Annotated in this window: 19 protein-coding genes and 1 pseudogene; 7 read left to right on the forward strand and 13 right to left on the reverse strand. The window is 71.9% G+C overall.

Annotated features, from left to right (window positions below; all coding sequences use genetic code 11):
* Positions 1 to 16 precede the first annotated feature (16 nt).
* Genes AB0L65_RS41460 through AB0L65_RS41485 form a run of 6 tightly spaced genes read right to left on the reverse strand, consistent with a single transcriptional unit; the run spans position 17 to position 7,139 of the window.
* Entirely contained in the window at positions 17 to 1,606 is a 1,590-nt protein-coding gene (locus tag AB0L65_RS41460) for an ABC transporter ATP-binding protein (RefSeq protein ID WP_364257539.1), read from the reverse strand.
* Positions 1,603 to 2,637 (reverse strand): serine hydrolase domain-containing protein, encoded by a 1,035-nt coding sequence (locus tag AB0L65_RS41465; protein ID WP_364257542.1) that lies wholly within the window; start codon positions 2,635 to 2,637, stop codon positions 1,603 to 1,605. Before AB0L65_RS41465 ends, AB0L65_RS41460 begins: the two co-directional genes overlap by 4 nt.
* A gap of 23 nt (positions 2,638 to 2,660) precedes the next feature.
* Positions 2,661 to 3,824, reverse strand: a complete 1,164-nt coding sequence (locus tag AB0L65_RS41470) for an anhydro-N-acetylmuramic acid kinase (RefSeq protein WP_364257544.1) — start codon at positions 3,822 to 3,824, stop codon at positions 2,661 to 2,663.
* The gene (locus tag AB0L65_RS41475) at positions 3,821 to 4,633 is read right to left on the reverse strand and encodes an ABC transporter permease (protein WP_355198520.1); all 813 of its coding nucleotides are present in this window, start codon (positions 4,631 to 4,633) and stop codon (positions 3,821 to 3,823) included. The genes AB0L65_RS41470 and AB0L65_RS41475 overlap by 4 nt, the downstream gene beginning before the upstream one ends.
* Positions 4,630 to 5,583: an ABC transporter permease gene (locus AB0L65_RS41480; RefSeq protein ID WP_364257547.1), complete on the reverse strand. Its 954-nt coding sequence runs from the start codon at positions 5,581 to 5,583 to the stop codon at positions 4,630 to 4,632. Before AB0L65_RS41480 ends, AB0L65_RS41475 begins: the two co-directional genes overlap by 4 nt.
* On the reverse strand, positions 5,583 to 7,139 hold the full coding sequence (locus tag AB0L65_RS41485) for an ABC transporter substrate-binding protein (protein WP_364257550.1): 1,557 nt from the start codon (positions 7,137 to 7,139) through the stop codon (positions 5,583 to 5,585). The genes AB0L65_RS41480 and AB0L65_RS41485 overlap by 1 nt, the downstream gene beginning before the upstream one ends.
* Before the next feature lie 85 nt (positions 7,140 to 7,224).
* Here AB0L65_RS41485 and AB0L65_RS41490 point away from each other — a divergent pair, with 85 nt between their 5' ends.
* Genes AB0L65_RS41490 through AB0L65_RS41500 form a run of 3 tightly spaced genes read left to right on the forward strand, consistent with a single transcriptional unit; the run spans position 7,225 to position 10,703 of the window.
* Positions 7,225 to 8,109 (forward strand): MurR/RpiR family transcriptional regulator, encoded by an 885-nt coding sequence (locus AB0L65_RS41490; protein ID WP_364257552.1) that lies wholly within the window; start codon positions 7,225 to 7,227, stop codon positions 8,107 to 8,109.
* 55 nt (positions 8,110 to 8,164) lie between these two features.
* On the forward strand, positions 8,165 to 9,052 hold the full coding sequence (locus AB0L65_RS41495) for a sulfotransferase (protein WP_364257555.1): 888 nt from the start codon (positions 8,165 to 8,167) through the stop codon (positions 9,050 to 9,052).
* A gap of 58 nt (positions 9,053 to 9,110) precedes the next feature.
* On the forward strand, positions 9,111 to 10,703 hold the full coding sequence (locus AB0L65_RS41500; RefSeq protein ID WP_364257558.1) for an arylsulfatase: 1,593 nt from the start codon (positions 9,111 to 9,113) through the stop codon (positions 10,701 to 10,703).
* A gap of 42 nt (positions 10,704 to 10,745) precedes the next feature.
* Here AB0L65_RS41500 and AB0L65_RS41505 read toward each other — a convergent pair whose 3' ends face one another.
* The 7 genes from AB0L65_RS41505 to AB0L65_RS41535 form a co-directional block, all read right to left on the reverse strand.
* The gene (locus AB0L65_RS41505) at positions 10,746 to 11,282 is read right to left on the reverse strand and encodes an NUDIX hydrolase family protein (protein ID WP_364257561.1); all 537 of its coding nucleotides are present in this window, start codon (positions 11,280 to 11,282) and stop codon (positions 10,746 to 10,748) included.
* Positions 11,279 to 11,404 (reverse strand): hypothetical protein, encoded by a 126-nt coding sequence (locus AB0L65_RS41510; protein WP_355198530.1) that lies wholly within the window; start codon positions 11,402 to 11,404, stop codon positions 11,279 to 11,281. The genes AB0L65_RS41505 and AB0L65_RS41510 overlap by 4 nt, the downstream gene beginning before the upstream one ends.
* Complete coding sequence (gene nrfD, locus AB0L65_RS41515) at positions 11,401 to 12,414, reverse strand: NrfD/PsrC family molybdoenzyme membrane anchor subunit (protein WP_364257564.1); 1,014 nt, start codon at positions 12,412 to 12,414, stop codon at positions 11,401 to 11,403. Before nrfD ends, AB0L65_RS41510 begins: the two co-directional genes overlap by 4 nt.
* Positions 12,411 to 13,208 (reverse strand): 4Fe-4S dicluster domain-containing protein, encoded by a 798-nt coding sequence (locus tag AB0L65_RS41520; protein ID WP_364257567.1) that lies wholly within the window; start codon positions 13,206 to 13,208, stop codon positions 12,411 to 12,413. Before AB0L65_RS41520 ends, nrfD begins: the two co-directional genes overlap by 4 nt.
* Positions 13,208 to 16,435, reverse strand: a complete 3,228-nt coding sequence (gene fdh / locus AB0L65_RS41525; RefSeq protein ID WP_364257570.1) for a formate dehydrogenase — start codon at positions 16,433 to 16,435, stop codon at positions 13,208 to 13,210. The genes AB0L65_RS41520 and fdh overlap by 1 nt, the downstream gene beginning before the upstream one ends.
* A gap of 72 nt (positions 16,436 to 16,507) precedes the next feature.
* Positions 16,508 to 17,920 carry a rhamnulokinase family protein gene (locus tag AB0L65_RS41530; RefSeq protein WP_364257573.1) on the reverse strand — a complete coding sequence of 471 codons (1,413 nt, stop codon included), beginning with the start codon at positions 17,918 to 17,920 and terminating at the stop codon, positions 16,508 to 16,510.
* Entirely contained in the window at positions 17,917 to 18,918 is a 1,002-nt protein-coding gene (locus AB0L65_RS41535) for a substrate-binding domain-containing protein (protein ID WP_350727232.1), read from the reverse strand. Before AB0L65_RS41535 ends, AB0L65_RS41530 begins: the two co-directional genes overlap by 4 nt.
* A 351-nt stretch (positions 18,919 to 19,269) precedes the next feature.
* Between AB0L65_RS41535 and AB0L65_RS41540 the strand changes: the two genes are divergently transcribed.
* From AB0L65_RS41540 to rhaI, 4 genes and pseudogenes are all read left to right on the forward strand, one after another.
* Complete coding sequence (locus AB0L65_RS41540) at positions 19,270 to 21,198, forward strand: beta-galactosidase (RefSeq protein ID WP_364257576.1); 1,929 nt, start codon at positions 19,270 to 19,272, stop codon at positions 21,196 to 21,198.
* A gap of 29 nt (positions 21,199 to 21,227) precedes the next feature.
* Positions 21,228 to 23,916: pseudogene (locus tag AB0L65_RS41545) on the forward strand (twin-arginine translocation signal domain-containing protein).
* Positions 23,917 to 24,231: 315 nt separating this feature from the next.
* Entirely contained in the window at positions 24,232 to 24,549 is a 318-nt protein-coding gene (locus AB0L65_RS41550) for an L-rhamnose mutarotase (RefSeq protein WP_185077046.1), read from the forward strand.
* Positions 24,550 to 24,559: 10 nt separating this feature from the next.
* Entirely contained in the window at positions 24,560 to 25,717 is a 1,158-nt protein-coding gene (gene rhaI / locus AB0L65_RS41555) for an L-rhamnose isomerase (protein ID WP_364257579.1), read from the forward strand.
* Position 25,718 lies beyond the last annotated feature (1 nt).

Below are 25,718 nucleotides of genomic sequence, written 5' to 3' on the forward strand. Positions count from 1 at the left end.
AGTCCGAATTTCCAACCTACCTGTTGCCGGGGATCGCCGCGAGCAGCTCGCGGGTGTAGTCCGCGGACGGGCGGTCGAAGACGTCCTCGGCGGTGCCGCTCTCCACGATCCGCCCGCCGCTCATGACGTGCACCTCGTGCGAGATCATCCGTACGACGGCCAGGTCGTGGCTGATGAACAGGTAGCTCAGCCCGAGCTCGCGCTGCAGCCCGGCGAGCAGCTCCAGGATCTGCGCCTGCACCAGCACGTCGAGCGCCGAGACGGCCTCGTCCAGCACGACCAGCTCGGGCGAGAGCGCCAGCGCCCGCGCGATGGCCACCCGCTGGCGCTGGCCGCCGGACAGCTCGTGCGGCAGCCGGTCGGCCATGGACGCGGGCAGCGACACCTTCTCCAGCAGCTCGGCCGCGGCCTTCCGGCGCTCGGCCGCGGTGCCGACGCGGTGCACGCGCAGCGGCTCGGCGATGGACTTCCCGACGGGGTAGCGGGGGTCGAGCGAGGCGTACGGGTTCTGGAACACCGGCTGGACCCGCCGCCGGAAGGCGAACAGCTCCCGCCGGCCGAGCGCCGCCAGGTCCGTGCCGTCGAAGCGGATGCTGCCGGAGGTGAGGTCGTCGAGGCCGAGCAGCAGGTTCGCGGTGGTCGACTTGCCCGAGCCCGACTCGCCCACGATCGAGACGGTACGGCCCTTCGGGATCCGGAACGAGACCTCGTCCACCGCGGTCAGCTCCTCGCCCGTGCCCCTGATCGGGAACACCTTGCGCAGGCCCTCGACCACCACCAGGTCCTCGCCCTCCTGACGCGGCTGCGCGACGCGGACCGACGACAGGCTCGGGACGGCGTTCAGCAGCCGCCTGGTGTACTCGTGCGCGGGTTCGGCGAGGATCTCCGCCGCCCGCCCGGTCTCGACGATCCGGCCGTCGTGCATGACGGCCACCACGTCGGCCCGCTCCGCCGCCAGCGCCAGGTCGTGCGTGATGAGCAGGACGGCCGTGCCCATCTCGGCGGTGAGTTGTTCGAGCTGGTCGAGGATGCGCCGCTGCACGGTCACGTCCAGCGCGGAGGTGGGCTCGTCGGCGATGAGCAGCTTCGGCCGGCAGGCCAGCCCCATGGCGATCAGCGCGCGCTGGCGCATGCCGCCGGAGAACTCGTGCGGATACTGCCCGATCCGGCGGGCCGGGTCGGGGATGCCGACGAGGTCCAGCAGTTCGAGCACGCGGGCCCGGGCCGCCTTGCCGGCGGCCACGCCGTGGACCGCGAGCGCCTCGGCGATCTGGTCGCCGACGCGCATGAGCGGGTTGAGGTTCGACATGGGGTCCTGGGGGACCAGGCCGATGCCCGCGCCGCGGATCGCGGTCATCTCGCGCCCGGAGAGCCCGGTCAGGTCGCGGCCGTCGAACATGATCCGGCCGCCGGTGATGCGGCCGTTGTCCGGCAGCAGCCGGTTGACGGCGGCGGCCGTGGTGGACTTGCCGGAGCCCGACTCGCCGACCACTGCGACGGTCTGGCCGGGCAGGATCTCCATCGAGACGCCCTTGACGACGGTGACGTCCTGCCTGCGGGTGCGGAAGGCGACCGAGAGGTCACGGATCTCCAGGAGGGGGGTCATGCGGTCCTCGATCGTTGCGTGATGGTCTGCAGCAGCCCGCCCCAGAGGGCGTCGGTGGGGGTGGGGTCGCCCTCGACGAGCAGGCGGTTGCTCGCCAGGGCCAGGGCGATGTCGCGGCCGGGCACGAAGCCGACCGCGCAGCCGACGTAGCCGGGGTGGCCGAGCACGGTGACGGTCTCGTCCCGCAGCTGCAGCTCGTACGTGCGGAACCCCAGAGCCTGCCCGGCGTCGGGGCCGGGGGTGAAGAACTCCTCGGCCACCTCGGGCCGCCACAGCCGGTCGTGCTCCTCGTACCGGCACATCGCCAGGCCGTAGGCGAGCAGGTCCGGCACGGTCGAGAACAGCCCGGCGTGCCCCGCGACCCCGCCGAAGGCGTGATGGGCGTTGCCGTCGGCGACCTCGCCGAGCACCGGCCCGCGCCGCCAGCGCGCGAAGTCGGAGCTGCGGTACGGCACGGGGTACGGCCGCCCGGTGTCGAGCATGACCATCTCGATCCGGTCGTCCAGGGCGCTCATGGCCACCTCGGAGCCCGCCGGGCGGCCGTACCCGGTCGAGCCGAGGCCGAGCGGCTCGGTGACCAGCTCGGTCACGGCCCGGTCCAGGCTCAGGCCGGTGACGGTCTCGACGATCCGGCCGAGCAGGACGAAGCCGAGGTCGGAGTAGTGGCGGGCGCGGCCGGGGCGGTAGCGCGGGGGCGGCGGCGCCGGCTGGATGTAGAGCGGCCACCACTCCCACAGCCCGCCGCGGTGCAGGAGCAGGTCCCGGACGGTGATCGCCTCGTACGAGTGGGCCAGGTACGCGCTCAGCGGCGCGTCCAGGTCCACCAGCCGGTCGGACACCAGCCGGATCAGCGCCGTCGTGGTGGCCACGACCTTCGTGACCGAGGCGAGGTCGTGGCAGGTGTCCGGCGTCATCGGCGCGTCGCCGACGAGCCGGCCGTCCTCCCGGCGCACGGTCCGGTGACCGGCGCACTCGGCGAGGTCGAACCACGGCGTCCGCGCGGCCATGACCACGCCCGCGGGGGCGCTCACCGGGACACCGTGGTCAGGAGAGCTCATCGCGTGAGCACCAGCGAGCGCGGCGGCTCGGCGACCGGCGCCGGCAGCGCGAGCGGCCCCGCGCCGGGCGTCAGCGTGCCGAGGATGCGGGCCTCCCGGGCGCCCGTCCCGCCCAGTGCCGTGCCGGGCAGGCCGTGCGCGGTCAGCCAGCCGATCAGCGCGAACGCGATGGCCTCCTTGCCGTCGGACGGGGCCCCGTAGTCGTCGGACGGCGCCACGTCCACGCCGGGCAGCGCGGCCCGCAGCCCGTCCATGAGCACGGGGTTGCGGCAGCCGCCGCCGGAGACGACCAGCGCGCCCACCCCGGAGGCCCGCACGTCCCGGGCCACCGTCCGGATGGTCAGCTCGGCGAGCGTCGCCACCAGGTCGGCGTCCCCGGGCGCGCGTCCCGCCCGGGTCAGGGCGGCCTCCACGTACCCGAGGTGGAACAGCTCCTTGCCGGTGCTCTTGGGGGCCGCCAGCGCGTAGTACGGCTCGTCCAGCAGCACTTCCAGCAGCCGCTCGTCCACCCGGCCCGAGGCCGCGATCCGCCCGTCCGCGTCGAAACCCCGCTCGTTCAGCCCTCTGCTCGTGACCACCGCGTCGATCAGCGCGTTCGCGGGCCCGATGTCGTAGGCGTACAGCTCGCCGCCGCGCACCACGGTCATGTTCGCGATGCCGCCCAGGTTGAGCGCCGCCGCCCCGCCCTCGTGGGCGCGCAGCAGCAGCCCGTCCAGCACCGACACCAGCGGCGCCCCGTGCCCGCCCGCCGTGATGTCCCGGACGCGCACGTCCGACAGCACCGGGACGCCGGTCCGCTCGGCGATCCACGCGGGCTGGCCGATCTGCAGCGTGCCGAGCGCGTGCGTGCCCTCCACCCAGTGGAACACCGTCTGCCCGTGCGAGACGATCAGGTCGACGGGCCCGCCCAGCGTGATCGCCGACGCCGCGGCCTCGGCGAAGCTCTGCCCGATGAGCGTGTCGAGCACGCACACCTCGGCCAGCGTCGTCTCGGCCGGCGGCAGCGCCGCGATCAGCCGGGCCCGCAGCTCCGCCGAGTACGGCGTGCTCGCCGTGTGACCCACCCGGCCTTCGAGCAGGCCGCCGACGAGCTCGAAGTCCACCACGGCCACGTCGATCCCGTCGTGTGACGTGCCGGAGATCATCCCAAGAATTCTCATCGTCTTCCTCGCGGGTCGAAGGTGTCACGCAGACCGTCGCCGAGCAGGTTGAGGCCCACCACCAGCAGCACGACGAGCGCGCCCGGCGCGATGAGCGTCCACGGTGCCACGAAGACCAGGCTGCGCGCCTCGAAGATCATCGAGCCCAGCGACGGCGCGGGCGGCGGCGTGCCCAGGCCCAGGAAGCTCAGCGACGCCTCGGTCAGCACCGCCCACGACAGCGACAGGGCGACCTGGACGATGACGATCGAGGTGATGTTCGGCAGGACGTGCCGGAGCATGATCTGCCAGCGGCTCATGCCGGTCGAGACGGCCGCCTTCACGTACTCGATCTCCCTGAGCGACAGCACCGGGCCCCGGGTGACGCGGACGAAGATGGGCACGTACACGATGGCGATGGCCACGGCGATGGTGAACCAGTTCCGGTCCAGCACCGACGCCAGCGACAGCGCCAGCAGCAGCGGCGGGAACGCGAACAGCACGTTCGTGACCCCGCCGATCGCGCCGTCGGCGACGCCGCGGTAGAAGCCGGACACGAGCCCGCCCAGCGTGCCCGCCACGGTCGCGAACACCACGGCGACGACCGCGATGAGCGCCGAGTTGCCGACCCCGGCAGCCACCCGCGAGAACACGTCCCGGCCGAACTGGTCGGTGCCGAACAGGTGCGCGCCGGACGGCGCCCCGAACCGGGAGGGCGGGTGCTGCGCGACCGGGTCGTACGGCAGCAGCCCGGCGTACGACAGCGCCGCCACGATCGCCAGCAGCACGAGGATCACCGACCCCGCCACCAGGGCGGGACTCCTCCTCACGAGGCCCTCACCCTCGGGTCGATGACCCGGTAGAGCACATCCGTCAGCAGGTTGACCAGCACGAACGCCAGCGCGATCACCAAGACCGTGCTCTGCACGACCGCGTACTCCTTCTGCTGGATGCCCAGCAGCACCTGCCGGCCGACGCCCGGCACGGAGAAGATCTGCTCCACCACGACCGCGCCGCCGAGCAGGTAGCCGAACTGCAGGCCGGTCATGGTCACGATCGGCACGAGCGCGTTGCCGAGCACGTGCCTGACCTGCAGCCGCCGCTCCGGCACGCCCTTGGCGCGGGCGGTGCGGACGAAGTCGTCCGAGCGCACCTCCAGCACCGCCGTGCGGGTGGTGCGCAGGATCGGCGCCGCGATGCCGAAGCCGAGCACCAGCGCCGGCAGGAACATCTGCTGCAGGTTGAGCAGCGGATCGTCGAAGAGCATGGCGAAGCCCTGCCCGTTGGGGTTGAACCCGAACGACGCCGCGAAGACCGACAGCAGCGCCGTGGCCAGCAGGAACGCCGGGACCGACAGCCCCGCCAGGCTCACCAGCTGGCCGAGGGCGTCCCTGGGGGAGTTGGCCCTGGAGGCCGCCAGCATGCCCAGCGGCACCCCGATCAGCAGCGCCAGCACGATCGACAGCACCGCCAGCTCGAACGTCACCGGCAGCGAGTGCAGGGTCAGGTCGAGCACGCTCTGCTGCTGGCGGGCCGAGTAGCCGAAGTTCCCCGTGAACATGTTGCCCAGCCACGAGAAGAACTGCCCGATCAGCGGCTGGTCGAGCCCGTAGTACTGCTCCAGGGCCTGCCGCTGGGCGGGCGTGAGCGCGGCGGCCTCGGTGCCGAGCCCCGCCGTGATCCGGTCGCCGGGGATCGCCCGCAGCATGACGAACACCAGCACGGCCACCCCGAACAGGGTGCCCACCGTGCTGATGACGCGGTTGCGCATACGTCTCATCAGCTGACGGAGGTGGTCCGCAGATACTGCAGCGAGCCGCTGGCCATCGGCACGAAGCCCTGCACGCCGGAGGCCGTGGCGGTGTAGGTGTAGCCGGAGAACAGCCAGATCCAGGGGGCGTTCTCCTCCAGCTTCGCCGAGACCTGCTCGTAGATCGCCTTGCGGGCGGCCTGGTCGGTCGTCGCCTTGCCCTCGGCGAACAGCTTGTCCAGCTCGGGCGAGCTGTAGCCGGCGACCTTGTTCAGGTTGCCCTTGCTGGTGAAGTAGCGGCCGTAGGAGCCGTCCGGGTCGGGGCGGCCGCCGTTGAGCGCCACGGCCGCGTCGAAGTCGGCGGCCACCCAGCGGTCCACGAACGCGCCGGACTCCAGCACCTCCAGCTCCAGGTTGATCTTGGCCTCGGCGAGCTGGGCCTTGAGGTTCTGGGCCTCGTTGACCGAGGTCGCGTACTCGCCCTGGGAGACGATGGTCTTGACGGTCACCCCGCCGGACTTGCCCGCCTTGCCGAGATACTCGGCGGCCTTGGCCAGGTCGCGGGCCGGGCACGGGCGCTTGTTCGGGTCCGACTTGAACGCGGGGGCGGTGATCGGCCCGGTCACCTCGCCCTCGCCGAGCGCGGCGGTGTCGAGCACCTGCTTGCGGTCGATCGCGCACTGGATCGCCAGGCGCACGTTGACGTCCTTGAGGTCGCCGTGCTGCGCGTTGAGCTGGAGCACGTGGTAGTTGAGCTGCGGCGTCTTGGTCACGGTGAGCGTGCCGCCGCCCTGCGCCGTCTGCGCGACGAGCGGGTCGTTGAAGACCGCGAGCTGCACGTTGCCCGACTGCATGGCCGAGACGATGGACGATTCGTCGGGGATCACCCGGAACTCGACCGCGGCCACCTTGGGCTTCTCGCCGCCCCAGTACGCGTCGTTCCTGGCCAGCGTGATCGACTGGCTCGCCACGCGGTTGCGCAGCTTGAACGGACCGGTGCCGTTCGGCGTGGTGTTGAGCTTCTCCTCGGTGTCGTCGGAGGAGAGCATCGCCATGTTGACCGTGGCCAGGTTGGCGGGCAGCGCGGCGTCGGGCCCGGTCAGCTCCAGCACCACGGTGCCCGCGTCGGGCGCCTCGACCGACTTCACCGACGACAGCGACGCCCTGGCCACGGCCGCCGTCTTCTCGTCCATGATCTTCTCCAGCGACGACTTCGCGTCCTTGGAGTCGAACGCGCTGCCGTCGGCGAACGTGACGCCCTGTCTCAGCTTGAGAGTGAGCTTCTTGCCGTCGTCCGAGGTCTGCCACGACTCGGCAAGCCCGGGGACCACGTTCAGGTCCTTGTCGAACTCCGTGAGCGTCCCGTACAGGTTCTGCAGCACGTTGACGGCCTGGAACTGGGTGGCCTTCCAGGGGAAGAGCGTGTCCGGGTCGGTGGTCACGCCGACCACGAGGGTCTTGCCGGAGGCCGCGCCGCCGGTGCTCGGGGCGGGCCCGGAGGATGAGGATGAGGAAGATGAGCAGCTGGTGAGGGCGACGGACAGCGCAGCGGCGATGCCGACCGCGGAAAGTGCGCCACGGGGCATGTTGGTCTCCTGGGGGGAGTCGGTCATAAAATTACGCAGACCCTACCACTGGGGTACTTTCTTTCCGTTGCGGGGATGGGTGAGGATGTCCGAGGACGACGGGACCGTGCTGATCCGCATCCGGGCCGCCATGCCCGCGCTGAGGCCGTCGGAGCGGCGGATCGCGGAGGAGTTCGTCGGCGATCCCGCCCGGGCCGCCAACCTGTCCATCGCCGAGCTGGCCGCCCGCTGCGCGACCTCGACGACCTCCGTGGTGCGCTTCTACCAGCGCATGGGCTACGCCCACTACAAGGACCTCAGGATCGACCTGGCCAGGGCGGTGGCGCGCGAGGAGCTGGCCACGTCGAGCCTGCCGGAGGCGTCGGGCGACATCGACCGGTACGACAGCCTGGAGGGCATCGTCTCCAAGGTGGCCATGAACGAGACGCTGTCCATCGCCGACACGGCCCGTTCGCTGGACATGGAGGCGCTGGCCACCGCCGTGTCGCTGCTGCTGGCGGCCCGGCGGATCGACAGCTTCGGGGTGGGCGCGAGCTCTCTCGTGGGGCTCGACCTGCACCAGAAGCTGTCGCGCATCGGCCGTACCGCGATCAACTGGCACGACTCCCACTCGGCCTGGACGTCGGCGGCCACGCTCGACTCCGGCTGCGTGGCGGTCGCCGTGTCCCACACGGGCGCCACCGTGGACACGGTCGAGTTCCTGTCGATCGCCCGCAAGTCGGGCGCCTCGACCGTGGCCATCACGAACTTCCACGACTCGCCGCTGGCCCGGGCCGCCGACGTGACGCTCACCACGGCCGCGCGGGAGACGAAGTTCCGTTCGGGCGCGCTGGGCAGCCGCATCGCCCAGCTCATGGTGGTGGACTGCCTGTTCACCGGGGTCGCGCAGGCCTCCTACGACGAGTCGATGGCGGCGCTGCGCAACACGTACGCGGTCGTGCACGAGCGGGTCGTCCACAAGCGCGGGTGAGGTTCACAGCCCGGATTCACCTGGGGTTCACGGGCTGTCTCTACCTTTGTGGGCCATGAGCTGGAGGTACCGGGCCAACACGACGTTGGAGGGCCTGACGGGATACACGTTGACGCGGCGGCCGCGGAAGCAGCCGCCGAAGCCGCCGCCACCGCCGCCGCTGGCGATGCAGCGGCTGCCCGGCGACGAGGTGCGGCCGCCCGCCGATCCCGCGCACGACCGGCTGCTGCGCGAGCCGGTCTTCCTGCTGTCGTCCGTACGGTCCGGGTCCACGCTCCTGCGGGTCATGCTGAACAGCCACTCCAAGGTGCATTCGCCCATCGAGACGCATTTCAGGCGGCTCACGGTCGGGCTCGGCACGGAGCCCGTACGGCAGGCCATGGAGGCGCTCGGCCACACCCACAGCGACATCGAGCACATCGTGTGGGACCGGCTGCTGCACCGCGAGCTGACCCGCAGCGGCAAGCCGGTGCTGGCGGAGAAGACGCCGAGCAACGTGTTCGCCTGGCGGCGCATCGCCACCTGCTGGCCCGACGCGCGCTTCCTCTTCCTGCTGCGCCACCCCATGTCCATCGTGCAGTCCTGGCACGAGGCCGACCCGGAAAGGCGGCCCATGGAGGAGGCCGTGCCGCGCACCCTGAGCTACATGACGTACCTGGAGGAGGCCCGCACCCACCTCGACGGGCTGACCCTGCGCTACGAGGACCTGGTCGCCGACCCCGAGCGCGAGCTGCGGCGGCTCTGCCTCTTCCTGGGCGTGGAGTTCGAGCAGGCCATGCTCTCCTACGGCGACAAGGACCACGGCGGCTTCGTCAAGGGCATCGGCGACTGGCGCGACAAGATCCGCACCGGGACGGTCGTCGCGGGCCGCCCCCTGCCGTCGGTGGACGAGGTGCCCGACGAGCTGCGCGAGATCTGCCGCCTGTGGGGCTACACGCGGTGACGGAAGTTCAGCTGCGATTTGTCTCCTATTCGCCTTGGGCTCCGATAGGTTGCGGTTCGTGATCGACGGGCCCTCGCGCCGTACCCTGCTCGCCGGAAGTCTCGCCGGCCTCACCCTGCCTACTCTTGGGCCTTCACCCGCTCTCGCGTCGGCCGGCCTGCCTTCACGGCCCAACATCGTCGTGATCCTGGCCGACGACCTGGGCTGGGGCGAGATCGGCAGCCAGGGACAGCGCCTGATCAGCACCCCCAACCTGGACCGGCTGGCGGCCGAGGGCGTGCGCTTCGAGACGGCCTACTCCGGGGCGCCGCTCTGCGCGCCGTCGCGCTGCGCGCTGCTCACCGGGCTGCACGCGGGTCACGGCACCGTACGAGAGAACCCGGAGGGCGGGCCGCAGCGCTCCCTGACCGACGCAGACCTGACCTTCGCCGAGCTGCTGCGCCTGTCCGGCTACCGCACCGCCTGCTTCGGCAAGTGGGGCTTCGGCCCCGAGCTGCCGGGCCAGGCCTCGCACCCGAACGAGCGCGGCTTCGAGGAGTTCTTCGGCTACATCGGCCACGCCCACGCCCACCAGTACTTCCCCAAGTACCTGTGGCACAACGGCGCCAAGGTGCGCCTCGACGGCAGGCAGTACGCGCCGGACCTGTTCCGCGAGCGGGCGATCGAGTTCATCCGGCGCGGCGGCGACGACCCGTTCCTGCTCTACTTCCCCACCAACCTGCCGCACTCGCCGAGCGTCATCCCCGGCGACGCCGGGCGCTACGAGAACCGGCCGTGGAGCGGCCCGAACCGGCGGCACGCCGCACAGGTGGCCCGGCTCGACGCCGACGTGGCCACGCTGGTGCGGGAGTTACGCGCGGCCGGTGTCGCCGAGCGCACGCTCGTGCTGTTCACCAGCGACAACGGGCCGCACAGCGAGAAGGGCGTGACGCCGGAGCTGTTCGACTCCAACGGGCCCTGGCGCGGGGACAAGCGCGACGTGTACGAGGGCGGCATCCGCGTGCCGCTGATCGCCTGGTCGCCCGCGTTACGACCGCGCGTGGTGAAACAGCCGGTGGCCTCGTGGGACGTGCTGCCGACCCTCGCGGACCTGGCCGGCGTGCCGGTGCCCGCGCACCTCGACGGCCTGTCCTTTCGCGGCCTGCTCACCGGCGCGGGCGCCCCCAAGCACGACCACCTGGTGTGGAACCGGCCCCGCAAGGCCCAGGCGGTCCGCCGCGGCCGGTGGAAGCTGGTCCGCTTCGCGCCGCACATCGCGGGCGCCGGGCCGGAGGGCCGGGTCGAGCTGTACGACCTGGCCACCGACCCGGCGGAGCGCCGCGACCTGGCGGCGGAGCGGGTGGAGCTGGTGGACGAGCTGATGACCCTGCTGGACGACTCGATCGGCCCGGACCCGCGGATCCCGTACGGGCTGAAGACCGAGATCACCGGCGGCCAGGTCGTGGTGACGCTGTACAACGGCTCGTCGGTGCCCTGGCGCGAGGTCAAGCTGGGCCTGAACCGCGCGCGGGCCCGCACGATGCCGCGCGTGGACCCGGGAACGGCGATCTCCGTCGGCTTCGCGCTGCCCGGCGGGCGCGGGAAGCGGGTCACGGCCCGCGCCGAGTTCGACGCGGGCGGCCGCTCCCTCTCCTTCCGCAGCGCCGTCTGATCAGGGCCGTCTGATCAGGGCCGTCTGATCAGCGTCGCTTGATCAGGGCAGACAGCCGACGTGGGCGAGGGCCTGCTTGAGCAGCACGCCCTGCCCGCCGGTCATCTCCTGCTGCACCGCCGGCGACGCGGCGTCCTCCGGGGTGAACCACTCCAGGTCCAGGGCGTCCTGCCGGGGACGGCAGTCGCCCGCGACGGGGACGATGTAGGCCAGGGAGACGGCGTGCTGGCGGGGGTCGTGGTAGGGGGTGACGCCGGGCGTGGGGAAGTACTCGGCGACGGTGAACGGCTGAGGGGAGGCGGGGATGCGGGGGAGCGCCACGGGGCCGAGATCCTTCTCCAGGTGACGCAGGAGCGCGTCGCGGACCCGCTCGTGGTGCAGCACCCGTCCCGAGACCAGCGCCCGGCTGACCGTGCCGTCTGACGCGATGCGCAGCAGCAGGCCGACGCGGGTGACCACGCCGGTGTCGTCGACCCGCACCGGCACGGCGTCGACGTAGAGGATGGGCAGCTGGCCCCGCACCGACTCGAGCTCGTCGGGCGAGAGCCATGCAGGCGTGGTTTCGGTCTTTTCGGTCATCTGCTGATCGTACGTCCCCGGATCAGGCCCTCGGGAGCGGTCCTGCCCGCCAGCCAGGAAGCCGCGCAGGTGACCAGGACGATGCCGAAGAACGGCAGGTAGGCGATGACTTTGCGGCTCATGCGAGCTTCCTCCGCTGCCACTGGACGGTGTACTTGGGGTCGTTCGCGGACTCCATCCCGGCGCGGAAGATCCCGAACCGGGTGCACGCGGAGCCCGCGAGCAGGGCCGCGCCCGCCGCCACGGCCGCGATCCGGCTGCGCCGGCCGACGGTCACCCCGGCCAGCGCGCCCGCCAGCGACAGCGCCTCGCCCGCGCGCAGCAGCGGGCTGCGCTTGAGCGGCTCGGCCAGCGGCCCCAGCCGCCGCTCCATCCGGGTGGCGGCCACGCATTCGACGGCCGCGCCCAGCATCGCCACCCGGCGGGCCGGACCCGCCTCCGACAGCGGCGCGGCCAGCATCCCGAGCCCGCCCGCCGCCGCCGCGGCCGAGCCGGCGAACAGGAACGGCATCTCGCGGAACCCCTCGTGCCAGGCGGGCACGGCGGTGTCGCAGATCAGCGCGGCGGTGTAGGTGGCCACCGCGGGCCCCACCAGGCCCGCCCCGACCGTGGCGGCCCGGCCCAGCCTGGGCAGGCGCCCGGACAGGTCGGCGGCCCCGGCGCACACGGCCTGCGGGCCGTACGCCGTGAGAATCCACGTGCCGACGCTCATCGGCGAGGTCACCTTGAACACCCGCAGCATGTTGATGAACCGCTCGGGCCGCCCCAGGTCGTGGATCAGCGAGTAGAACGAGCCGCCCAGCGCGCACAGCGCGGCCACCCGGCCCACCCTGGCCAGGCGCGGCCTGCCGGTGAGCTCGGCGACGGCCGCCAGCGTGGACGACGCGCCGGCCAGGCCGCCCAGGAAGAGATAGCCGGCGATGTCGTGCTCCTGCCACGTCGGCTCGTTGAGCACCGGCCGGCCGTAGTAGGAGTCGTAGCTCTTCTCCGGACCCTTCTCCGGGCCCTTCTCTGGGCCCGCCTCCGGCGACCTGCGCCGCTCGCGCCGGTCGCCCGCCGATCCCGGCGTGGCCTCGCGTTCGGTGCGCAGCTCGGCCGAGCCGTCCAGGCGCACGTCGGTCTGACTGGTCATCCCCGCCTCCTCCAGATCGGCAGCGCCGTCGCCGCCACGCCCGCCAGCAGGGCGAGCGCCGCCACCCCCGCGTGCCGCCACATCGACGGCAGATCCCTCGTGGTCACCACGGGATCGGGCGGCAGGCCGTACACCTCGGGCTCGTCCAGCAGCAGGAAGAACGCCCCCATGCCGCCCACCCCGTCGCCCTCGTCGTGCCCGTACAGGCGGGCGGAGGCCGTCCCCGCCGCGCGCACCTGCTCGAGCCGGCGCTCGGCCCGCTCGCGCAGCTCGTCGAGGTCGCCGAACTGGATCGAGTCCGTCGGGCACGTCTTGGCGCACGCGGGCTCCTGCCCGTCGCCCAGCCGGTCGTAGCACATGGTGCACTTGGCGGCCACGCCGCTGCTCTCCCGCTTGCCGATCACCCCGAACGGGCAGGCGGGCACGCAGTAGCCGCACCCGTTGCAGATGTCCTGCTGCACCACGACCGTGCCGAACTCGGTGCGGAACAGCGAGCCCGTCGGGCACACGTCCAGGCAGGCCGCCTCCGTGCAGTGCTTGCACACGTCGGAGGCCATCAGCCAGCGGAAGTCCATGTCGCCGACCCCGGGCTCCTGGTTACCGAGCGGCCGGCGCTGCTCGACGAAGGCGACGTGCCGCCAGGTGTCGGAGCCCAGGGTCACGGTGTTGTCGTAGGACATGCCGGTGAAGGCCAGGCCGTCCTCGGGGACGGCGTTCCACTCCTTGCAGGCCACCTCGCACGCCTTGCAGCCGATGCAGATGCTGGTGTCGGTGAAGAACCCCACGCGGCCCATCACGCCTCCGTCCCCGTGCCGGCGCCGATGCCCGCGCGCTCCTGGTAGGACCTGACCAGCTCCGGCAGCGCCGGTCCGCGCGGCCGCCGCCCGGGCCGGATGTCGGCCGCCAGGGCCTTGACCTCCTGGATGTGGGAGTTGGGGTCCAGCGCGATCGCCGACAGCTCGTTGGCCGCGTCGCCCCTGGCCAGGCCGTTGGGCCCGTAGTGGAACGGCAGCCCGATCTGGTGCAGCACCTTCCCGTCCAGCCGCAGCGACGGCATCCGGTCGGTGACCATGACCCTGGCCTCGATGGCGTTGCGCGCCGTGACGATCGTGGCCCAGTCGCCGTGCACGAGCCCGCGCTCGGCGGCCAGCTCCGGCGACACCTCGCAGAACATCTCCGGCTGCAGCTCCGCCAGGTACGGCGTGTGCCGGCTCATCCCGCCCGCCGTGAAGTGCTCGGTCAGCCGGTACGTCGTCACCACGTACGGGTAGACCGACGCGCCCGGCTCCTCGCCACTCGGCTGGTAGCGGTTGTCCTCGTGCGGATAGACCTTGCGCGCCGGGTTGCGCTGGCGGCCGTAGAGCGGGTTGGCCACCGGCGAGTCCTGCGGCTCGTAGTGCGTCGGCAGCGGCCCGTCCACCACCCCCGACGGGGCGAACAACCAGCCCTTCCCGTCGGCCTGCATGACGAACGGATCGGTCCCGGACAGCGCCGCCACCCCCTGCGCGTCCTCCGGGGGCCGGAAGCCGGGGTCCTTGTCCACGTCGATGTCCGGCACGTCGAACCCGGTCCACCGGCCCGCGTCCGCGTCCCACCAGACGAGCTTCTTGCGCTCGCTCCACGGGCTGCCGTCCGGCCTGGCCGAGGCCCGGTTGTAGAGGATCCGCCGGTTCGCCGGCCAGGCCCACCCCCATTCGGCGGCGATCCAGTCCTGCTCGGTGTGCGGCTTGCGGCGGGCGGCCCGGTTGACGCCGCCGGCGTGCACGCCGCAGTAGATCCAGCAGCCGCACACCGTGGAGCCGTCGTCCTTGAGCTCGCCGGCCCCGGACAGAGGCCGCCCATCGGGCCCCCAGCCGTTGATCTCCGCCAGCACGGCCTCCGCGGACGGCTCGGACAGTTCGCCCACGAGCGGATAGTCCCAGGTGAGCTCCAGCACCGGCGCGTCCATCGGATCGGCCGAGCCCGCCAGCTTCTCCCGGATGATCCGCCCCAGGTGGTACATGAACCACAGGTCGCTGCGCGCGTCACCGGCCGGCTCGACCGCCTGGTGGTGCCACTGGAGCAGCCGGTTGGTGTTGGTGAAGCTGCCGCTCTTCTCGGTGTGCGAGGCCGCGGGGAAGAAGAACACCTCGGTGCCGATGTCCTCGGTGATCAGCTCGCCCGTCTCGATCTCCGGGCCGTCCTTCCACCAGGTGGCGCTCTCGATCAGGTTGAGGTCGCGGACCACCAGCCAGTCGAGGTTCGCCATGCCCAGGCGCTGCATCCGGGTGTTGGCCGAGCCGACCGCGGGGTTCTCGCCGAGCAGGAAGTAGCCCTTGCAGACGCCGTCGAGCTGCGCCAGCACGGTGTCGTACGTGCTGTGCGACCCGGTCAGCCTGGGCAGGTAGCCGAACCTGAAGTCGTTGTCCGGCTGTGCCGACTCACCCCACCACGCCTTGAGCAGGCTGACCAGGTACGCGGACATGTTCGCCCAGCAGCCCTTGTGCGGCGAGTCGGCCCGCAGGAACTTGCGCAGGCTCAGGTCCTCGTGCGCTTGTGGCATCGGGATGTAGCCCGGCAGCAGGTTGAACAGCGTGGGCACGTCGCTGGAGCCCTGGATGCTGGCGTGCCCGCGCAGCGCCTGGATGCCGCCGCCGGGCCTGCCCAGGTTGCCCAGCAGCAGCTGCAGGATGCTCGCCGCCCTGATGAACTGCGCACCGTCGCTGTGCTGCGTCCAGCCCACCGCGTAGACGAACTCGGCGGTCTTGTCCGGGCCGGAGTTGTCCGTCAGATGCCGGCACACCCGCTGGAACAGCTCGGGCGGCACCCCGCACACCCGCTCCACCATCTCCGGGGTGTAGCGGGCGAAGTGGCGGCGCAGCACCTGCATGACGCAGCGCGGGTGGCTCAGCGTCTCGTCGCGCTGCGGTGTCCCGTCCATCGGCAGGCCGGTGGCGCCGAGCATCTCGCAGCGGCCCGGCGGCAGCTTGCCCACCCGCCGCTCGTAGTCCATGTCCCGCGCGCCGGAGGCCGGGGAGACCGTCATCCCCTCGTACTGCCAGGTCTCGTCGTCGTAGATGCGGGTCTCCGGGTCGAAGCCGGAGAACACGCCGTCGAGGTCCTCGGCGTCGCGGTAGTCCTCCCGCAGGACGGTGGCCGCGTTGGTGTAGTTGACCACGTACTCGTGGAAGTACAGGTCGTTGTCCAGCACGTGGTTGATGATCCCGCCGAGGAAGGCCACGTCGGAGCCCGCGCGGATGGGCACGTGCAGATCGGCCAGCGCGCTCGTGCGCGTGAAGCGCGGATCGATGTGGATGATCACCGCGCCGCGCGCCTTGGCCTCCATCACCCACTGGAAGCCGACCGGGTGCGCCTCGGCGAAGTTGGAGCCCTGGATGACCACGCAGTCGGAGTGCTGCAGGTCCTGCATGAACGTGGTGGCCCCGCCCCGGCCGAACGACGTGCCGAGCCCGACCACGCTGGAGCTGTGGCAGACGCGGGCCTGGTTCTCGATCTGCACCACGCCGAGCGCCGTCAGCAACTTCTTGATGAGGTAGTTCTCCTCGTTGTCCAGCGTCGCGCCGCCCAGGCTGGCGATGCCCATGGTCCTGGCGGTGCGCTTGCCGTCCCGCTCCCACTCCCAGGTCTCGCGCCTGGTGGCGATGACCCGGTCGGCCACCATGTCCATGGCCGTGTCGAGGTCGATCTCCTGCCAGTCGGCCCCGCCCGGTGGGCGGTGGAGCGCCTTGTGCCGGCGGTCGGACGCGGTGGTGAGCTGGAGGCTGGCCGCGCCCTTGGGACACAGCCGGCCGCGGCTGATGGGGGAGTCGGGGTCACCCTCGATCTGGACGACCCGTTCATCCCGTACGTACACGTTCTGGGCGCAGCCCACCGCGCAGTACGGGCAGATCGACTTGACCACCCGGTCGGCCGTGGCCGTGCGGGCGCGCAGCGCCGCCGTCCTGGCCGACTTCACCGCCGCGCCCCGCCCGCTGCGGTCCTCGCCGGTCAGCTGCCGCAGCAGCGGCCAACGCATGTCCATAATGCCCCCCGAAACCCCTGGCGGGGTTTCTGCCCTGCTCCCGGGAGGCGAAAACCCGCAGGTCGAAGGGGGTCAGGCGAGGCGCGCGGCGGCCTTCTCCCACGCCTGGGGATCGCCGGAGGGCTCGTAGCGGCGCAGCGGCTGGGAGGCGGCGACCAGCGAGCGCATCTCCGCCAGGTCCGAGACGAGCCCCGCCGAGCGCGCCTGCACGAGCACGTTGCCGAGCGCGGTCGCCTCCGCGGGCCCGGCCACCACCGGCAGCCCGCAGGCGTCGGCGGTGAACTGGCACAGCAGCTCGTTGCGCGAGCCGCCGCCCACCAGGTGGACGACCTCGACGTCGCGCCCGGACAGCTCCATCGCCTGCCGCACGGCCAGCCGGTGCCCGAGCGCCAGGCTCTCCAGCACGCACCGCACGTACGCGGCCGGGGACGACGGAGGCTCCTGCCCCGTGCGGCGGCACTCGGCGGCGATCCTGGCCGGCATGTCGCCCGGCGGCAGGAACACCGGCTCGTCCGGGTTGACCACGGCCGCGAACGGCCGTTCGCCCGCCGCCGCCTTCAGCAGCTCGCGCAGGTCGGAGCCCGGCCAGGCGCGCAGGCACTCCTGCAGCAGCCACAGCCCCATGACGTTGCGCAGGTAGCGGACGGTGCCGTCGATGCCGGCCTCGTTGGTGAAGTTCGCGGCCCGGCTCTCGGGCGTCAGGACGGGCTCCGGCAGCTCGACCCCGGCCAGCGACCACGTGCCACACGAGATGTAGGCGAAAGCCGGACCGGAGGCGGGCACGGCGGCCACGGCCGAGGCCGTGTCGTGCGAGCCGACCGCCGTGACGGGCGCCGACCAGCCGACCACATCGGCCACGTGCCGGCGCAGCTTGCCGACCGCCTCGCCGGGCTGGCGGAGCGGCGGGAACAGCCCGGCCGGCAGCCCGAGCTGCTCGATCAGGGGGAACGCCCACGACCTGGTGCGCACGTCGAGCAGCCCCGTCGTCGAGGCGTTGGTCACCTCCGCGCCCACCTCGCCGGTGAGCCAGTAGCCGATCAGGTCGGGGATCAGCAGCATCGTCACGGCCCCGTCGAGCCGGTCGGCCAGCAGCTGGTAGATCGTGTTGAACGGCAGCACCTGCAGCCCGGACACGTCGTACAGGGTCTCCGCCCCGACCGACCCGGCCACCCGCTCGGCCACCCCCTGCGTGCGGTCGTCGCGGTAGTGCACCGGGTTGCCCATCAGCCGGTACGACTCGTCGAGCAGCCCGTAGTCGACCGCCCACGAGTCCACGCCGACCGACGACACCAGGCCCGCGTCGCGCAGGCCGTCGAGGATCTCCGAGTAGAGGCCGGTGATGTCCCAGTGGAGGCGGCCCGCCTCGGTCACCGGCTCGTTGGGGAAGCGGCGGACCTCGGTCAGCTCCAGGCCGTCGGAGAGGTCGGCCAGCATCACCCGGCCGCTGGAGGCCCCGAGGTCGACGGCGGCGAAACGGCGGCTCATTGTGTGGACTCCCTGGCGACGAGCTCGGGCTGGAACATGATGTGCTGGTGCGCGTGCGTCTCCGGGTTGTCGCACTCGTCCAGCAGCAGCTCGGTGGCGATCCGGCCGAGCTGGTAGGTCGGCTGCCGCATCGAGCTGAGCGAGACGGTGGAGGCGGCGGCGAAGTCGATGTCGTCGTAGCCCATCAGCGCCACGTCCTCCGGCACCCGCACGCCCGACCGCAGCAGCGCGCGCAGCACGCCGAGCGCGAGCAGGTCGTTGGCGCAGAACACGGCTTCGGGCAGGCCGTTCTCGATCAGGTCGGCGGCCGCCTTCTCACCCGCGCGGGCCGTCATCGTCGCGGTCTCGGCCACCTTCAGGTCGCCGGGGTCGAGCCCGGCGCCCCGCATCGCGGCCTTGGCGCCCTCCCAGCGCTCCACGCACTGCCTGATCGTCATCGGGCCCGTCACGTAGGCGACGGTGCGCGCGCCCTTGGCCAGCAGGTGGGTGACCGCGGCCCGGCCGCCCGCGACGTCGTCCACGGCCACCGCGCACTGGTCGGGCCGGTGCGCCGGGTGGTCGACCAGGACGACGCTGATGCCGCGCTCGCGCAGCCGGTCGAGCCGGCCCGGGTCCTCGCCGGAGGGGGTGATCAGCACGCCGCGCACCCGGTGCTCGGCCAGCACCCGCAGGTTGCGCTCCTCCTTGTCCTGCGAGCCCGCCGAGTTGCCCAGGATGACCGCGTAGCCGAGCTCGCTGGCCACGTCCTCGACCCCGGCCGCGACCTCGGTGAAGAACGGGTTGCCGATGTCGATCACGCTCAGGCCGATCGTCCTGCTGTGCCCGGCGCGCAGCGTCGAGGCCGAGCCGTGCCGGACGAACCCCAGCTCGCTGATCGCCGCCTCCACCCGCTCCCGGGTGGCGGGCGCGACTTTTCCGGGCCGGTTCAGTACGTTGGAGACCGTGCCCGGGGAGACGCCGGCGTGTGCGGCGACGTCCTTGATGCTGACCATGGCCATGGGGACCAATTAAAACGTACTAACGACTGGGGCGCCAGTCGCGGCACCGGTGGAGCGGGGTTTCCGGGTCTGGAGTGGGCGGAGTTGTGCGGGTGTCGAGTAAAACGTTTGTATCGGGATGCGCACGGAGACCGCTTTCCCCGCTTTTCATAACGTTAAGATAACCCCTGTGTCACGGGTCACACCTGGATTCGGCGGGCCTGCCTGCGCAATCACCCCTGTTGATCAGCGGGAACCCGCCCGGGGCGGCGAGCCGGGCCTTGTGCGACGCGCTTGAGGAACGTTTTAATCCCCCGTAAACGCTGACGTAACACGCTGTGAGCGCTAACAGACTTGCGAAAGGCAGGTTTCATGCCGGACGTCATCGCCTATGGCGGGGACTGGAATCCAGAGCAGTGGCCCGAGGAGACGTGGGAGCAGGACGTCGCGCTGATGCGTGCGGCCGGCGTCAACCGGGTCAGCGTCGGCATCTTCTCCTGGTCGCTGCTGGAGCCGGCCGAGGGGGTCTTCGACTTCGGCTGGTTCGACCGCGTGATGGACCTGCTGGCCACGAACGGGATCAAGGCCAACCTCTCCACGCCGACCGCCGCGCCGCCGCCCTGGTTCGGGGACGCGTACCCGGAGGCGCTGCCGGTGGACGCCGACGGGCGGCGGCTGACCTACGGCAGCAGGCAGGGCTTCTGCCCCAGCTCGCCGATCTACCGCGAGAAGGCGCTGCGCATCGCCGAGCAGCTGGCCACGCGCTACCGGGACCACGAGGCGCTGGCCCTGTGGCACGTGCACAACGAGTACGGCTGCCACAACGCGCGCTGCTTCTGCGACACCTCGGCGGCGGCCTTCCGCGCCTGGCTGCGCTCGCACTACGCCTCGCTCGACGCGCTCAACGACGCCTGGGGCACCGCGTTCTGGTCCCAGCGCTACGGCGACTGGGCCCAGATCCTGCCGCCGCGCGCCACCCCCACCTTCCCCAACCCCGGCCAGCAGCTCGACTTCCGCCGCTTCAGCTCCGACGCGCTCATCGAGCTCTACGCCGCCGAGCGCGACCTGCTCAGGAAGATCACCCCGGACGTGCCCGCGACCACCAACCTGATGGCGGGCGCGCACTGGGACATGGACTGCTGGGCCTTCGCCGCCGAGATGGACGTGGTCTCCACCGACCACTACCTGATCGGCGCCCGCGCGGAGCCGCACATCGACCTGGCCTTCGCCGCCGACTACGCCCGCTCGCTCAACGGCGGCCGGCCCTGGCTGCTGATGGAGCACTCGACCAGCGCCGTCAACTGGCAGCCGCGCAACCGCGCCAAGGCCCCCGGCGAGCTGCGCCGCAACTCCCTGACCCACCTGGCCAGGGGCGCGGACGGGATCATGTACTTCCAGTGGCGGGCCTCCCGCGCCGGCGCCGAGAAGTGGCACTCGGCGATGCTGCCGCACGCGGGCACCGACACCAAGATCTGGCGGGAGGTGACCGCGCTCGGCGCCGAGCTGGCCGGGCTCGCCGACGTGGCGGGCAGCACCGTCAGCGCCGACGTCGCGATCCTCCTCGACCACTCCAGCGTCTGGGCCCAGGACCACCCGGCCCAGCCCTCCGCGGACATGGACCCGGTGGAGGAGGCCAAGCGCTGGCACGCCGCGCTCTGGCGGGCCGGCGTCACCTGCGACCTGGCCCACCCCGAGGGCGACCTGACCGGCTACCGTCTGGTGCTGGTGCCCGCGCTCTACCTGGTGAGCGACGCGGGGGCGGCCAACCTGGCGCGGTTCGTGGAGCGGGGCGGGGTCGCGCTCGTGGGCCCGTACAGCGGGATCGTGGACGAGCACGACCGGGTGCGGCTCGGCGGCTACCCCGGGGCGTGGCGCGACCTGCTCGGGGTGAGCGTGGAGGAGTTCTTCCCCCTCGACGGGCCGATCGCGCTGACCTCGGGCGCGTCGGGGACCGCCTGGAGCGAGGTGGCGCACGCCGCCGGCGCGAAGGTCCTCGACACGTACGCCACCGGGGAGCCCGCCTGGACCCGCAACGAGTGGGGCGACGGGTTCGCGCACTACCTCACGACCAGACTCGACGACGACGGCCTGGCCGAGGTCATCGCCGCCGTCGCGACGGAGGCGGGCGTCGAACCCGTCGCGGCCGCCCCCGCCGGGGTCGAGGTCGTACGGCGCTCGCACGCGGACGGCCGCTCCTACCTGTTCGCCGTCAACCACACGGGCGAGGACGCGGTCGTGACCCCGCCCGGCGGCGACCCGGTCACGGTGGCGGCCGGCGACGTCCGCGTGATCTCCGCCTGACGGCGGGGCGCCCGCGGGCGTTCCGCCATATGGCCTTGGAAAGCGCTTCCCCTCAGGGAGCGGCACCACCGACCAACCCCCCTGAGGGGCGCGTGCGAGCGCGCCCCTCCCCGCCTGGAGGTGTACCTGTGTCCGAGCAGATCTCACGCCGCGACGCCCTGAAGGGGTTAGCCGTCGCCGGAGCCGCCGTCCCGCTGGCCTCCGCGCTGGAGTCTCCCGCCCTGGCGGCGCTGGCCGTCCCCGACGTCCCCCTGCGCTGGCTGGAGGACAAGCCCGCCGAGGCGCCCGGCACCACCTGGGGCGTCCCGTGGCCGAAGGGCGCGGTGGCGAAGGAGCAGGCGTTCGCGCTCACCGCGGCCGACGGCGCCGCCGTGCCGATGCAGACGTGGCCGCTGGCGTACTGGCCGGACGGGTCCCTGAAGTGGACGGCCCACGCGGTCGGCTCCGCGACGCCCGCGGCCGAGACGTACACGCTGCGGCCCGGCACCGCCGCCGCCCCCGCCAAGCCGGTCACCGTCAAGGACGAGAAGCAGTACGTGGACGTGGACACCGGCGTGATCCGCGCCCGCGTCCGCAAGAGCGGCAGCGAGCTGATCAGCCAGATCTGGCGCGGCGAGACCGAGATCGCCCGCAAGGGGCAGCTCGTCAACCTCCGCCAGGGCAAGATCGACGACGATGACGACCGTACGGTCGAGGTCGACTCCTACCTGAGCGACATCTCGAAGGTGGAGGTCGAGCAGTCCGGCCCGGTGCGCGCGGTCGTCCGGATCGAGGGCCGCCACACCTCCAAGAAGGGCCGCTCGTGGCTGCCGTTCACGATCCGGCTCTACTTCTACGCGGGCGCGGAGAGCGTGCGGATGACGCACACGTTCGTGTTCGACCGCGACGGGCAGCACGACTTCGTCGCCGGGCTCGGCGTGCGCTTCCGCGTCCCGATGCGGGACGAGCCGTACAACCGGCACATCCGGTTCGTCGGCGACGGGCACGGCCTGCTCACCGAGGCCGTCAAGGGCATCACGGGCCTGCGCCGCGACCCCGGCGCGGCCGTGCGGAAGGCGCAGGTGGAGGGCCGGCGGCTGCCGGACATCGCCACCTGGGACACGCGTGTCAGCAGCCGCGTCCAGCTCATCCCCGACTGGGGCGACTACTCACTCGCCCAGCTGTCCTCCGAGGGCTTCACGCTCAAGAAGCGCACCAAGAAGGGGTACGGCTGGGTCGCCGTCGACCAGGGCCGGCGGGCCTCCGGGCTCGGGTACGTGGGCGGGACGAGCGGCGGGTTCGCGTTCGGCCTGCGGGACTTCTGGCAGCGGCACCCCACCCAGCTCGACATCCGCGGGGCCGCCTCGGAGGAGGCCGAGGTCACCGTCTGGCTCTGGTCGCCGGAGGCCGGGCCGATGGACACCCGCTTCTACCACGACGGCATGGGCCAGGACACCTATCCGGAGCAGATCGAGGGCCTCAACATCACGTACGAGGACTACGAGCCCGGCTTCGGCACGCCGCTCGGGATCGCGCGTACGAGCGAGCTGACCTTCTGGGCGCTGGCCGCCACCCCGGACGCCGCCCGGTTCGGGGCGATGGCCGACGCCGTCCGGACGCCGCCCCTGATCGTCGCGCCGCCCGCGCACCTGGCCTCCGCCAAGGTGTTCGGCGGCCTGTTCAGCCCCGTCGACCGCTCGACGCCCGGCAGGAAGACCATCGAGGACCACCTCGACTTCCTCTTCGACTACTACACGAAGCAGGTCGAGCAGCGGCACTGACCTGTGGCTCTGGTACGCGTACCTGCGCTCGGGGCGCGCCGACGTGTTCCGCTTCGCCGAGGCGATGACCCGGCACACCGGCGAGGTGGACGTCTACCACCTCGGGCCCTGGGCCGGGCTCGGCAGCCGGCACAACGTGCAGCACTGGGGGTGCAGCGCCAAGCAGCAGCGCATCTCGACCGCGGTCTACCGGCGCATCTTCTACTTCCTGACCGCCGACGAGCGCACCGGCGACCTCATGCGGGCCCTGGTGGACTCCGACAAGACGTTCCTGGCCATCGACCCGCTCCGCAAGATCCGCACGGAGCCGTACACGCCGGACCCGTCGGCCCTCGCGATCGGGCTGGGCACCGACTGGAGCGGCCTGGCCGCCGCCTGGCTGACCGAGTGGGAACGCGGCGGGGACCCGGTGGCCGAGAAGAAGCTCAAGGCCACCATGCGGACCATCGCCGCCATGCCCAACGGCTTCGTCACCGGTGAGGGCCTCTACAACCTCAGCACCGGCGAGTTCGCCCCGGCCGCGCGCAAGGTCGCGGTGTCCCATCTGTCGGCCATGTTCGGCCAGGTCGAGATCTGCGCCGAGCTCATCGACCTGGTGGACATGCCGGACTTCGAGCGGGCCTGGCTCCAGTACTGCCGCCTGTTCAACGCCACCAAGGCCGAGCAGGCCGCCGAGACGGGCGCGAACTTCGGCAACCTCATCCTCAAGCAGGGGCACTCCCGGCTCACGGCGTACGCGTCGGTCCGGCTCCGGCGCGACGACCTCGCCGCCCGGGCGTGGACGGAGTTCGCCACGGGGGACGGCTACGCGCCGGACCTGCCGTGGAAGTCGGAGAAGGTCACGACGACCCTCAACCCGACGGACGAGGCGGCCTGGGTCTCCACCAACACGACGGCCCTGTACGGGCTGGCGGCCATCCAGAACCTGGCCCTCGTCGGCGACAAACTCCCCACCTGACCACCCCACCCGTCCCCACCACCCCACCCCACCCCGGCCAACCCCGGCCCGCCGCCCCGATGCCTCGCTTCCGGGCGGCGTCGGCCGGAGTCCCGCGTTGCGCGCCGTCCGCGTTGCGCCGGTCACGCCCGCACGGCGTCCCGCCGACGCGGCGGCCGTGCGGTGGTCCGCCGTCGCGGGGGGCCTGAGATTAAAACGTGTCAGTGTAGCTGCACGATCACCCCGCGCGGTCCGTGGGTGGGAGCGCATTGACAGCGAGCACCAGGAATCATAGTTTCCTGCACGAAGGATTAAAACGTTTTGAAGGGAGTGTCAGTGCAACGCGTCTGCTTCCTGCTGAAAGTCCGCCCAGAGCGGCTGGCGGAGTACCGCGAACGCCACCGAGACGTCTGGCCGGAGATGCGAGAGGCGCTCGCGCGTACCGGCTGGCACAACTACTCGCTCTTCCTCAAAGACGACGGCCTCCTCGTGGGCTACCTGGAGACCGAGGACTTCGAGGCAGCCAGGAAGGCCATGGCCGAGACCGAGGTCAACGCCCGCTGGCAGGCCGAGATGGCGCCGTTCTTCGAGAGCCTCGACGGGCGGCCCGACGAGGGCATGCACCCGCTGGACGAAGTGTTCCACCTGGATTGATCGGGGAGTAATGACTGACATCAAGGCCGTGCTGCGGGCGCAGCACATCGAGACGCCGTCCTGGGCTTTCGGCAACAGCGGCACGCGGTTCAAGGTGTTCACACAGAAGGGGGTGCCGCGCGACCCGTACGAGAAGCTCGCCGACGCCGCCCAGGTGCACGCCTACACCGGGATCGCCCCCACGGTCGCCCTGCACATCCCGTGGGACAAGGTGGACGACTACGCCGACCTGGCCAGGCACGCCCGCGAGCTGGGTGTGGGCATCGGAGCCATCAACTCCAACGTCTTCCAGGACGACGACTACATGCTGGGCAGCGTCACCAACCCGGACGCGCGCGTGCGCCGCAAGGCCACCGACCACCTGCTCGAGTGCGTGGACATCATGGACGCCACCGGCTCCGACACGCTCAAGCTGTGGTTCTCGGACGGCATCAACTACCCGGGCCAGGACGACATCAGGGCCCGCCAGGACCGCCTGGCCGAGTCCCTGGCCGAGGTGTACGACCGGCTCGGCGAGGGCCAGCGCTTCCTGCTGGAGTACAAGCTCTTCGAGCCCGCCTTCTACGCCACCGACGTGCCCGACTGGGGCACCGCGTACGCCCACTGCGTCAAGCTCGGCCCCAAGGCGCAGGTCGTGGTGGACACCGGCCACCACGCGCCGGGCACCAACATCGAGTTCATCGTGGCGTTCCTGCTGCGCGAGGGCAAGCTCGGCGGGTTCGACTTCAACTCGCGCTTCTACGCCGACGACGACCTGATGGTGGGGGCGGCGGACCCGTTCCAGCTGTTCCGCATCATGTTCGAGGTGGTCCGCGGCGGCGGGCTCGACCCCGAGGCCGGCGTGGCGTTCATGCTCGACCAGTGCCACAACATCGAGCCCAAGATCCCGGGCCAGATCCGCTCGGTCATGAACGTCCAGGAGGCCACCGCCAAGGCGCTGCTGGTGGACCGGGAGGCGCTGGCCGCCGCCCAGTCCGAGGGCGACGTGCTGGGCGCGAACGCCGTGTTCATGGACGCCTACAACACCGACGTGCGGCCGCTGCTCGCCGAGCTGCGGGAGGAGTCGGGGCTGGCGCCCGACCCGATGACCGCGTACGCCAAGTCCGGATATTTCGAGAAGATCGCCACCGAGCGTGTCGGCGGCAACCAGGCCGGCTGGGGGGCCTGAC

The organism is Nonomuraea sp. NPDC052116, from assembly GCF_040680035.1.
In the GTDB taxonomy this organism is placed as follows: Bacteria; Actinomycetota; Actinomycetes; order Streptosporangiales; family Streptosporangiaceae; genus Nonomuraea; species Nonomuraea angiospora_A.